General features: G+C 69.8%; 12 protein-coding genes. 11 read left to right on the top strand and 1 reads right to left on the bottom strand.

The window, feature by feature from the left end:
• Positions 1–237: 237 nt before the first annotated feature.
• A complete protein-coding gene (locus ACFQI8_RS18675) occupies positions 238–1377 on the top strand; it encodes a site-2 protease family protein (protein ID WP_390247489.1) in 1140 nt (379 codons plus the stop codon).
• A 40-nt stretch (positions 1378–1417) separates the two neighbouring features.
• Here ACFQI8_RS18675 and thiL read toward each other — a convergent pair whose 3' ends face one another.
• Positions 1418–2311, bottom strand: a complete 894-nt coding sequence (gene thiL, locus ACFQI8_RS18670) for a thiamine-phosphate kinase (protein WP_390247488.1) — start codon at positions 2309–2311, stop codon at positions 1418–1420.
• 153 nt (positions 2312–2464) lie between these two features.
• Between thiL and ACFQI8_RS18665 the strand changes: the two genes are divergently transcribed.
• The 10 genes from ACFQI8_RS18665 to ACFQI8_RS18620 all read left to right on the top strand — a co-directional run bounded on the left by ACFQI8_RS18665 (position 2465) and on the right by ACFQI8_RS18620 (position 10222).
• The gene (locus ACFQI8_RS18665; protein WP_390247486.1) at positions 2465–3493 is read left to right on the top strand and encodes a lysylphosphatidylglycerol synthase transmembrane domain-containing protein; all 1029 of its coding nucleotides are present in this window, start codon (positions 2465–2467) and stop codon (positions 3491–3493) included.
• Between the two features lie 114 nt (positions 3494–3607).
• Entirely contained in the window at positions 3608–4063 is a 456-nt protein-coding gene (locus ACFQI8_RS18660; RefSeq protein ID WP_390247484.1) for a 30S ribosomal protein S19e, read from the top strand.
• Between the two features lie 104 nt (positions 4064–4167).
• Positions 4168–4530 (top strand): DNA-binding protein, encoded by a 363-nt coding sequence (locus tag ACFQI8_RS18655; protein ID WP_390247482.1) that lies wholly within the window; start codon positions 4168–4170, stop codon positions 4528–4530.
• Between the two features lie 3 nt (positions 4531–4533).
• Positions 4534–5124: a DUF7411 family protein gene (locus ACFQI8_RS18650; protein ID WP_390247480.1), complete on the top strand. Its 591-nt coding sequence runs from the start codon at positions 4534–4536 to the stop codon at positions 5122–5124.
• A 90-nt stretch (positions 5125–5214) separates the two neighbouring features.
• Complete coding sequence (locus ACFQI8_RS18645) at positions 5215–6120, top strand: EamA family transporter (RefSeq protein ID WP_390247478.1); 906 nt, start codon at positions 5215–5217, stop codon at positions 6118–6120.
• 54 nt (positions 6121–6174) lie between these two features.
• Entirely contained in the window at positions 6175–7470 is a 1296-nt protein-coding gene (gene hisS / locus ACFQI8_RS18640; RefSeq protein WP_390247476.1) for a histidine--tRNA ligase, read from the top strand.
• Positions 7471–7610: 140 nt separating this feature from the next.
• Entirely contained in the window at positions 7611–8078 is a 468-nt protein-coding gene (locus ACFQI8_RS18635; protein WP_390247474.1) for a universal stress protein, read from the top strand.
• Positions 8079–8168: 90 nt separating this feature from the next.
• Positions 8169–9041: a tRNA pseudouridine(38-40) synthase TruA gene (gene truA, locus ACFQI8_RS18630; protein ID WP_390247473.1), complete on the top strand. Its 873-nt coding sequence runs from the start codon at positions 8169–8171 to the stop codon at positions 9039–9041.
• 65 nt (positions 9042–9106) lie between these two features.
• Positions 9107–9754, top strand: coding sequence for an HAD family hydrolase (locus ACFQI8_RS18625; protein ID WP_390247471.1), 648 nt, complete (start codon positions 9107–9109; stop codon positions 9752–9754).
• Between the two features lie 84 nt (positions 9755–9838).
• The gene (locus ACFQI8_RS18620; protein ID WP_390247469.1) at positions 9839–10222 is read left to right on the top strand and encodes a hypothetical protein; all 384 of its coding nucleotides are present in this window, start codon (positions 9839–9841) and stop codon (positions 10220–10222) included.
• Positions 10223–10225 lie beyond the last annotated feature (3 nt).

The following is a 10225-nucleotide window of genomic DNA, read 5'->3' as shown; positions in this document are numbered from 1 at the left end:
TGGGCCTGCAACAGAACAGTGTACGAACAGATGATGACGGCGCTGTATCCCCGCCCTACTGCGCTACTCGGGCTACGCCCTGCGTTGCTCGTTGAGGACGGGGGCTTAGCGCCTGCATTCAGCTAAACGGCACGTGTGGTGACCTGACGCTGAGAGCTTGGAAGACTCACAGACGTCGAGAGTTGGATTTAAATCCCGTCACGGGATTTATGCACGTCGCCCGCCTACTCCACGGCGATGGAACAGTCCGAATCGGCGGACGGACCGCCGGTGGAGGCGCTTCGCGCCGTCTTCGACGTTCACGAGGTGCGGTCAGACGGTCGCCGTCGAATCTACTACGGCGAGTCGCTCGTCCCCGAGCAGATGCTCGTCCGCGAGGTCTGGTCGGCGTTCCGACAGGCCGGCTACGACGTGGAAGCACAGGTTTCTGGGCTCGGAGAGACCGACGTGGTCATCGTCGAACCGGCCTCGCAGGGCAGCGAGGGAATCCCCTGGAAGAACATCACGCTGTTCGCGCTGACGGTCTTCTCGACGCTCTTCGTCGGGGCGTACGCGTGGTACTACATCCCCTTGTCCGACATCGCCGCGAACCCGCTCGTGTTGCTTCGGGCGTGGCCCTTCACCGCCGCGGTCCTCGGCGTCCTCTCGGTCCACGAACTCGGGCACTACGCGGTCGGGCGATACCACGGCGTCAACGTCTCGCTTCCCTACCTCATCCCGTTTATTTTCCCGTTCGGCACGCTCGGTGCCATCATCCGCATGCGCGGCCAGATGCCCGACCGAAAGACGCTGTTCGACATCGGCGTCGCCGGCCCACTGGCCGGCCTCTTGGCGACGGTCGTCGTCACGGTCATCGGCCTCTCAATCGAACCGATGACCGTCCCGAGCGAAGTCCTCGCCCGGTCCGGGGACATGATCGTGTTCAACAACCCGCCGCTCCTCGACGCCATCGCGGCCGTGCTCGGCCGGCCGACGGAGTACGCCGACCCCCGGACCGTCGTCCACCCCGTCGTCATCGGCGGCTGGGTCGGGATGTTCTTCACCGTCCTCAACCTGCTTCCCGTCGGCCAACTCGACGGCGGTCACATGGTCCGGGCGATGCTCGGCGAGCGACAGGAGTCGCTCGCGGCGGCCGTCCCGCTCGTCCTGTTCGGCATCGCCGGCTACCTCCACTACGTCCGCGGCCTCGGCCTCAACCAGTCCGTCGGCCTGTGGTTCTTCTGGGGCCTGATGTCGACGTTCATCGCCTACAACGGCCCGGCCAAACCGATAGACGAGACGCCGCTCGGCTCGACGCGGATGGCCGTCGGCCTCGTCACGTTCGCCCTCGGCGCGGCGTGTTTCCTCCTCGTGCCGATTCAGGTCATTCCGGGGTAAGGCGGCAACTCGCGCACGACGACGCCGAAAAACAGGGACGCTACTCGTTGCGGCCGTGGGTGTAGCCGCGGTCGGGCACGGCCTCGCCGTCGGCGACGACGGCGGCTTCCGTGGCTTCCTCGACGGCTTTTCCGACCACCGTGAGCGGCACGTCGGTCGCGTCGCGGGCGGCGTCGAGCGCCGACTCGGGGAGCGCGAACACGAGTTCGAAGTCCTCGCCGAAGAACGCCGCGAGGTCGCGTCTGTCGTCGGAATCGGTCGCCACCTCGGCGACGGCGTCGTGGACCGGGAGCGCGTCGAAGTCGAGTTCGAAGCCGCAGTCGCTGGCCGCCGCGAGCTGGTGGACCGAGCGGGCGAGGCCGTCGCTGGAGTCCATCATCGCCGTGGCCGACCCGCGGAGGGCGACGCCGGCGGCGACGCGGGGCGTGAACCGAAACAGCTCGTTCGCACGGTCGGTCTCGCCCGCCTCGAACAGGCGGACGGCGGCGGCAGAGCGGCCGAGCTCGCCCGTGACGCAGAGCAGGTCGCCCGGGGCCGCGCCCGAGCGGCGAACCGGGTCGTCGGTGCGGCCGATGGCCGTCGTCGCCGTCGTGAACTCCCGGTGAGTGTCGAGGTCGCCGCCGACGTACGACGCGCCGACCGCCTCGCAGACGTCCCGCGCGCCCCGGACGAAGTCGCCGAGTTCCGTCTCGTCGAGTTCGACGGCGGCGTAGGCGGCGACGGCGCAGGTGGCGCTCGCGCCCATCGCGGCCACGTCCGACAGCGACGCGCCGACGGCCCGCCAACCGGCGGTGTAGCGGGTCGTCCCCGCGGGGAAGTCCGTCGTCTCGTGGAGCATGTCGGTCGTGACGACGAGGTCGTCGACCACGGCGGCGTCGTCGCCGGCACCGGGGAGGTCCGCGGCGAGCAGTCTGAGGGCGGCGCGCTCGTCCATGTCTCGGACGTGTCGGGCGACGCGGAAATGTCCACCTATCCGCCGTTGAGTGGCGTCACGGGTTCGGACGACGAGGTATGGGACGGTGACGGACCTGCTTCTCGGCCGTCGAATCCGGTGACTTAATGCCCGTCGTAGACGCATCCCCAGCAAATGGCCCGCGAGAACCTCCGCGCGACGGTGCTCGGTTTCGCAGCGGCGGTCGTCGTCTTCGCCGTCCTGTTCTACTTCGCGGGCGTGGACGAGCTCATCAACCGGGTGACGATGGCCGAGCCGACCTATCTGGTCGCCATCCTCGCCATCACGCTCGTCTGGCTCGTCGCGTGGGGGGCGTCGCTGAAGACCGTCCTCGGGGTGCTCGGCGTGGACGTCTCGCTCGTCCGCTCGTTTCTCATCTTCACGGGCGCGACGTTCTCGAACAACATCACCCCGTTCGGGCAGGCGGGCGGCGAGCCCGTGACCGCGCTTCTCATCTCGCGGAGCGCCGACACCGAGTACGAGACCGGGCTGGCCGCCATCGCCAGCGTCGACACCGTCAATTTCGTCCCCTCCATCACCATCGCGCTCATCGGCGCGGGCTACTACGCCACGGAGGTGACGCTCGGCCGCAACCTCGAAATCGCGCTCGTCGCCGTGGTCGGCCTCGCCGTCGGCGTGCCGGCGGCCGTCTACGTCGCGTGGAAGCGTCGCTACGACCTCGAACGCCGTCTCATCGGCGCTCTGACGCCGGTCATTCGAACCATCTCGCGGTACGTTCCGCGGGTGTCGGTGCCGTCGAACGACGGCGTCGAGCGCCGCATCAACGGGTTCTTCCGCTCTATCGAGCGCGTCGGGCGAAACCCGCGGGGACTGGCGGTCGCCCTCGGCCTGTCGGGGGCCGGGTGGTTCTGTCAGATGGTCGCACTCTGGGTGGCGTTCCACGCCATCGGCGCGCCCATCGCCTTCTCCATCGCGCTGTTCGTCGTCCCCATCGGGGCCATCGCCGGCGTGACGCCGCTTCCCGGCGGTGCGGGCGGCATCGAGTGGACGCTCGCCATCCTCGTCGCCACCGCGAGCTCCGCCGTCTCGTTCGACGTGGCGACCGCGGGCGTCGTCGTCTTCCGCGGGTTCATCTACTGGGTGCCCGTCGTCCTCGGCGGCCTCGTGATGGGCACAGAGAGCGCGCGCGGGTGGCGGTCCTGACGGCGCGATACGGGCTGTCACCCCGGCACACCCCGGGCGGGGCGCAGGAGCCTCCAACCGCCCGTATCGGGCGAATACGATGCCTTTAAACGCCGCGATTATGAACCAATAGCCATGGTAACCATCTATGACGTCCCGGCGGACGCCCTCATCGAGGAGGTCGCCGGACGACTCGAGGACCGTATCGAGCAACCCGACTGGATGGCCTTCGCGAAGAGCGGCCAGACCCGCGAGCTCCCGCCCCAGCAGGACGACTTCTGGTACGTCCGCGGCGCGAGCCTGCTCCGCAAGGTCGCCATGAACGGCCCCGTCGGCGTCGACCGCCTGTCGACCGAGTACGGCGGCCTCAAGCGCGGTTCCAACCGCTACAGCGTCTCCGGTGCGCACAGCGACGCCGGCAGTAAGAACATCATCCGCACGCTCCTCCAACAGCTCGAAGAGGAAGGCCTCGTCGAGACCGCAAAAGGCGAGGGTCGCCGCATCACCGCCGAGGGGACGAGCTTCCTCGACAACGCCGCGTCCGACGTGCTCGCCGACCTCGACCGCCCGGAACTCGAACGCTACGCGTAGAGCCGCCGATACACCGAGAGTTCTTCTTCGACGGACGATTCTCCCGAGAGCCGTCCGTTCACGGGTCCGTAATGGTTTTCAGACATCGGGCCGTGCGCTAGGGTATGAGTGGCAATCCCGACGATGAGCGACTGGAGGAGCTTCGAAAGAAGAAGATGCAGGAACTCCAGGAACAGCAGGGCGGTAGACAGGGCTCCGCGGAGCAACAGCAGGCCGAGGAGGCCGCCCAACAGCGCGCCGAACAGCAGAAACAGGCGCTTCTCAAACAGCACCTGACCGACGAGGCCCGCCAGCGCCTCAACGCGGTGCAGATGTCCAAGCCGGAGTTCGCAGAGCAGGCCGAGCGGCAAATCGTCGCCCTCGCCCAGAGCGGGCGCATTCAGGGCCGCATCGACGACGACAAGATGAAGGCGCTCCTGAAAGAGCTGCAGCCCGAGTCGAAGAGCTTCAACATCCGCCGCCGGTAACACGTGGAACTCGCGCTCCTCTACAGCGGCGGCAAGGACTCCTCGCTGGCCGCACTGCTTCTCGACGCCTTCTACGACGTAACGCTCGTGACCGTCCACTTCGGAGTCACGGAAGACTGGACGCACGCCCGCGACGCGGCGGCCGAACTCGGCTACCCCTTCGAGACGCTGGAACTCGACCGCGAGGTCGCGGCGGCGGCGACCGCCCGCATGGTCGAAGACGGCTACCCCCGCGGCGGCATCCAGCACGTCCACGAACACGCGCTCGAAGCGGTCTGCGGCCTCGACTTCGACGCCGTCGCCGACGGCACCCGCCGCGACGACCGCGTCCCCTCCATCTCGCGGGCGCAGGCCCAGAGCCTCGAAGACCGCCACGGCGTCGACTACCTCTCGCCGCTTTCGGGGTTCGGCCGCGGCGCGGTCGACCGCCTCGTGGCGTCGCATCTCGACGTGGAGACCGGCCCCTCCGAGGAAATTCCGAAGGCCGACTACGAGGGCGAACTCCGCCAACTCATCGCCGCCGAACACGGGCGGGCGGCGGTCGACGAGGTGTTCCCGGACCACGTCCAGAGCTACGTCCACGGCCGGCGCTGAGGCGGCCCCCGCTTGGACGTCGCCTGCCGGCCACTCGCCGCCGCGGCTCGTACCGCGTCGTTTTTCACGCCGCCGCGCGCCGAGTGAGTCATGGACCCCGGTATCGCCTACTCCGTTCTCGCCGCGTTCGTCTGGGGCGTCTACATCTTCGCCCTGAAGCGGTACTTCCCGGGCTACTCCGGAGCGGTTCTCACGGTCGTCGTCAACGCCTTCGCCGTCGTCCTGTACCTCCCGGTGACGGCGATAACCTACGACCCGAAGACCGTCCCCTCGCTCGCCGAGCTCGGCGCGACGGGCGTGGGAATCGTCGCCGGCACGGCCGCCCTCGTCGGCGTCGCGCTCATCCTGTTCGTCGACGCCCTCGACGCCGGCGACGTCTCCTACGTCGCGCCCATCAACAAGCTCGTCCCGGTGTTCGTCCTCCCCATCGAAATCCTGTTTCTGAACCAGTTCCTGACGGGGATTCAGGTCCTCGGCGTCGCGGTCGCCACCGTCGCCGTCTACGTCGCGAACTACGAGGGCGGGGCGTTCCTCGACCCGCTTCGGCGCGCGGTCCGGTCGCGGCCCGCCCAACTCGCGCTCGCCAGCGCGGCCTGTTACGCCGTCAGCGACGTGGGCAAACGCGTCGCACTGCAGGAACTCGGCATCCCGACGAGCGTGTTCGTCCCGGTGCTGTTCGTCGGCGCGGCGCTCGCCGTCCTCCCCGTCGCGGTCCGCGACTGGCCGGGCGTCCGCGGCGACCTCCCGAAGTTCGCCGCGGCGGGCGCGCTCGTCGCGCTCGGCGAACACGTCACGTCGACCGCCTTCGGACTGGTGCCGGCGAGCGTCGCCTCGCCCATCGTCAACACGCAGGCCATCGTCGCCGTCGTCCTCGGCGGGGTCGTCCTCCGCGAGGCCCGGTTCGGCACGCGCCTCGTCGCCGCCGTCCTCGCGGTCGTCGGCGTCTCGCTCATCGCGCTCGGCGACGCGGCGGCGCTCCGCGCCCTCGTCGGGTAGTCGCCCTCGCCCCGAACAACAGGTTTCAAGCGCGGCCTTCGCCAACCAACGCGCATGTACGACCGACTCAAGGGATTTCGTGACTTCTACCCCGGCGAGATGTCGGCCCGGCGCGAGGTCGTCGACGCCGTCGAGACCGCCGCCGCCCGCTACGGCTTCCGCGAAATCGGGACGCCCCACCTCGAACGGACCCAGATGTACGTCGACAAGTCCGGCGAGGAAATCGTCGAGGAGCTGTACGCCTTCGAGGACAAAGGCGGCCGGGAGGTCACCCTCGCGCCCGAACTGACGCCGACGGTCGCCCGGATGGTCGTCGCCAAGCAACAGGCGCTGTCGAAGCCGATTAAGTGGGTCTCGACCCGCCCGTTCTGGCGCTACGAGCAGGTCCAGCAGGGTCGCTTCCGCGAGTTCTACCAGACCAACGCCGACATCTTCGGCTCCTCGGAACCGGAGGCCGACGCCGAGATTCTGGCCTTTTGCGCCGACGCGCTGACCGACCTCGGTCTCACGGCCGACGACTTCGAGTTCCGCGTCTCCCACCGCGACATCCTCGGCGGCCTGCTCCGGTCGTTCGACGCCGACGTGGACGTTGCCGACGCGGTCCGCGCCGTCGACAAGTCCGAGAAGGTCGAGCGCGCGGAGTACCTCGGCCTGCTTTCGGACGCCGGTCTCTCGTACGACCAAGCCGGCGAGTTCGCCGACCTCATCGAGCGCGGCGACCTCGACGAAATCGCCGAGTTCGGCGGCGACGACGTCGCGGCCGCGGTCGAGAACCTCCGGAGCGTCCTCGCCGCCGCCGACGACTTCGGCGCGGGCGAGTTCTGCGAGGTGTCGCTTTCGACCGCCCGCGGGCTGGACTACTACACCGGCGTCGTCTTCGAGTGCTTCGACTCCACGGGCGACGTGTCGCGGGCGACGTTCGGCGGCGGCCGCTACGACGACCTCATCGAGTCGTTCGGCGGCCAGCCCACCCCCGCCGTCGGCGTCGGCATCGGCAACGCGACGCTCCAACTGCTCTGTCAGCGCGCCGGCGTCTGGCCCGAAGAAGAGCTGGCGACCGACTACTACCTCCTCACCGTCGGCGACACCCGCGCCGTCGCCTCAGATATCGCCCGCGACCTCCGCGCGGCGGGCAACGTCGTCGAGGTCGACGTGTCCGACCGGAGCTTCGGCGCGCAGATGTCCTACGCCGACTCGGTCAACGCCGACACGGTCGTCATCGTCGGCGAGCGTGACCTCGAAAACGACGAGGTGACCGTTAAGGACATGGCGAGCGGCGACCAGACCACCGTCCCCGTCGACGAGTTCCCCGGCGACCGCGACGCGCCGACCTACGAGGACTACGAGTAGGCCGCCCCGCGGGTCGCGGGGGCGAACCCGACCCCCGCGCCGGCCGACTCACTCTCGCGCCGGCCGACCCGCCCCGCGATTCCCGCGCCCCGATACCGGCGCGCGCCCTTTTGTTCCCGGCCGCCGTACAGACGAGTGACATGTACGACAGGATTCTCGTCCCGCTGGACGGCAGTGCCCCCGCCGACGAGGCGCTCGGCCGCGCCATCGACCTCGCCGCGACGACGGACGCGACGCTCTACGCCCTCTACGTCGTCGACGAGCGCGCCCTCCACGCGACCCAACTCGACGCCGGCGGCCTCGTCCGCGCCTACGAGGCGGAAGGCGAGCGCATCGTCTCCGAGGCCGTCGAGGCGGCCGAGGCGGACGGCGTCGAGGTCGTCACGGCCGTCGAACACGGCTCGCCTCACCGGGTGATTCCCCGGTACGCCGCGGAAGTCGACGCCGACCTCATCGTGATGGGCACCCACGGCCGCCGCGGCATCGAGCGCTACCTGCTCGGGAGCGTCACCGAGCGCGTGCTCCGACTGGCCGACGTGCCGGTGCTCTCGGTCCGAAGCGAGGACTCGCCGGTCGAAGACGAGCAGTCGCTGGACGCGGACGTGTAGTCGCGGGTCGACGGCGCGTGGTCGACAGGCCGACCGGCGCGGTCGGGCCGGGTGGCGTCGGTTAAGTAGTCCGCCGGTGAACCGCACGACATGCGCGCCTTCCGCGTCGCCTACGACGGACGCCCGTACCACGGGTTCCAGCGACAGCCGGACGTGCCGACCGTCGAGGACGCCCTCTTCGACGCCTGCCGCGCGCTCGGCGTCTGCGACGACGACGAGGAACCGACCGACTACGCCGCCGCCGGGCGGACCGACGCGGGCGTCTCCGCGCTCGCCCAGACCGTCGCTTTCGACTGTCCCGACTGGTGTACGCCGCGGGCGCTGAACTCGGAGCTTCCGGGCGCGGTGCGGGCGTGGGCCGCCGCCGACGCGCCCGACGACTTCCACGCCCGGCACCGGCCGACCCGCCGCGAGTACGTCTACGACCTCCACGCGCCGAGCGACGGCTTCGACGACGACCGGGCGAGACCCGCCTTCGACGCCTGCCGCGGCGAACACGACTTCCACAACCTCACGCCCGACGAGCGCGGGACCGTCCGAACCATCGACGGCGACCTGACCCGCGACGGCGACTTCCTCCTCGTCCGCGTCGCGGCCGGCGGCTTCGCCCGCGAACTCGTCCGCCGACTCGTCTCGCTCGTCCGCGCCGTCGGGTCGGGCGCGGCCCCGCCGTCGAAGGTCGACGACGTGCTCGGACCCGACCGCCTCGACGGTCCCGCGGGCGTCCCGCCCGCGCCGCCGACGCCCCTGCTCCTCACGGCGGTCGACTACCCGGGAGTCGAGTTCGCCGTGGACTCGATGGCCGCCGAGAGCGCCGCGACCGCCTTCGGCGAACGGGCGCTGGCGGACCGCATCGGCTGGCGCGTCGGCTCGCGCATCCGCGACGGCGTCCGGCGAGAAGCGGGCGACCCCACCGTCGGCGACGGCGAAGACCGCAGTGACGGACGGACGAGGAGTCAATAGCTCTCCGGAGCGGTCGGGGTCGCACATAGCAACGTTATCGTGACTCGGGCGCTGACCCCTCAACCATGTGCTACGACGCTGTCATCTTCGACAACGACGGCGTGCTGACGAAGCCGACGCTCCTCGAAGTCCAGCGGGAGGCGGTCAGACGGGCGTTCGCCGAGTTCGACGTGGAACCAACGACCGAGGCGGTCGACGGCGTCATCAACGGCGGCCTCACGCGCCTGCGCCGCATCTGTGCGGTCCACGACGTGCCGGTGGACGACTTCTGGTCGCGCCACGAGACCCACGCCGCGGCGACCCAGCGGGCGTGTCTCGAAGACGGGACGAAACCGCTGTACGACGACGTGGTCGCCCTCGACGACATCGACCACCCGCTGGCGGTCGTGAGCAACAACCAACACGCGACCATCGAGCACATCCTCGACGTGTTCGACATCGGCGACCGCTTCGAGGTGGCCTACGGCCGCGACCCCACGGTCGAGGGCGCGCGGGTGAAGAAGCCGGACCCCCACTACATCGAGCGGGCGATGGGCGAACTCGGCGTCGACTCGGCGCTCTACGTCGGCGACAGCAACGTCGACGTGGTCGCGGCCGACCGCGCCGGCCTCGACTCGGCGTTCATCCGCCGGCCCCACCGCGAGGGCTACCAGTTGGCCGCCGAACCGACCTACGAACTCGACTCGCTCGACGAACTGCTCGCGGTGTGCTGACGCGCGGGTGACTGGCTTCCCGCCGCGGCCCCGCGCCGCGTATCGACCAGTAGACACATCACGCGGCTCGCCGTCGGCTCACGCATGGACCGGTCCGCCGCGTGGGACGCCACCCTCCGCATCGTCTTCGGCCTGTTTATCATCGGCGTCGGCAACGCCGTCGGCGGCTTCCTCGCCAGCCTGACGGGTATCGCCGGCCTCGCGCTCTATCTCCTCGTCGCCGTGCCGACGTTCGTCTACGGGATGTTCTACGTCGTCATCGGGGCCGGGATGGTCGTCGAGGCCGCGACCGAACGCGCGCTCTCGAAGGCGGATCTGACGGTCGAAGTCGCCGAGGCTGACGGCGGCGACGAAGACGGCAACGAACACGGCGAGCACGGCGACGAGCACGGCGAACGCGACGAAAACGAAAACGAGTGCCGCGACTCGGACCGCGGCGACGGCTCCGAGCAGACCGAAGACGACTGACCG

The sequence above is a fragment of the Haloferax chudinovii genome (genome assembly GCF_042663345.1).
Taxonomy (GTDB): Archaea; Halobacteriota; Halobacteria; order Halobacteriales; family Haloferacaceae; genus Haloferax; species Haloferax chudinovii.
The sequence above is the reverse complement of the archived record's forward strand: the minus strand, read 5'-3'. Positions and strand labels throughout refer to the sequence as shown.

Excerpts from the sequence above, each read along its gene's own strand:
- ACFQI8_RS18675 (WP_390247489.1), top strand. The coding sequence starts at position 238 with ATGGAACAGTCCGAATCGGCGGACGGACCGCCGGTGGAGGCGCTTCGC.
- thiL (WP_390247488.1), bottom strand. The coding sequence starts at position 2,311 with ATGGACGAGCGCGCCGCCCTCAGACTGCTCGCCGCGGACCTCCCCGGT.
- ACFQI8_RS18665 (WP_390247486.1), top strand. The coding sequence starts at position 2,465 with ATGGCCCGCGAGAACCTCCGCGCGACGGTGCTCGGTTTCGCAGCGGCG.
- ACFQI8_RS18660 (WP_390247484.1), top strand. The coding sequence starts at position 3,608 with ATGGTAACCATCTATGACGTCCCGGCGGACGCCCTCATCGAGGAGGTC.
- ACFQI8_RS18655 (WP_390247482.1), top strand. The coding sequence starts at position 4,168 with ATGAGTGGCAATCCCGACGATGAGCGACTGGAGGAGCTTCGAAAGAAG.
- ACFQI8_RS18645 (WP_390247478.1), top strand. The coding sequence starts at position 5,215 with ATGGACCCCGGTATCGCCTACTCCGTTCTCGCCGCGTTCGTCTGGGGC.
- hisS (WP_390247476.1), top strand. The coding sequence starts at position 6,175 with ATGTACGACCGACTCAAGGGATTTCGTGACTTCTACCCCGGCGAGATG.
- ACFQI8_RS18635 (WP_390247474.1), top strand. The coding sequence starts at position 7,611 with ATGTACGACAGGATTCTCGTCCCGCTGGACGGCAGTGCCCCCGCCGAC.
- truA (WP_390247473.1), top strand. The coding sequence starts at position 8,169 with ATGCGCGCCTTCCGCGTCGCCTACGACGGACGCCCGTACCACGGGTTC.
- ACFQI8_RS18625 (WP_390247471.1), top strand. The coding sequence starts at position 9,107 with ATGTGCTACGACGCTGTCATCTTCGACAACGACGGCGTGCTGACGAAG.
- ACFQI8_RS18620 (WP_390247469.1), top strand. The coding sequence starts at position 9,839 with ATGGACCGGTCCGCCGCGTGGGACGCCACCCTCCGCATCGTCTTCGGC.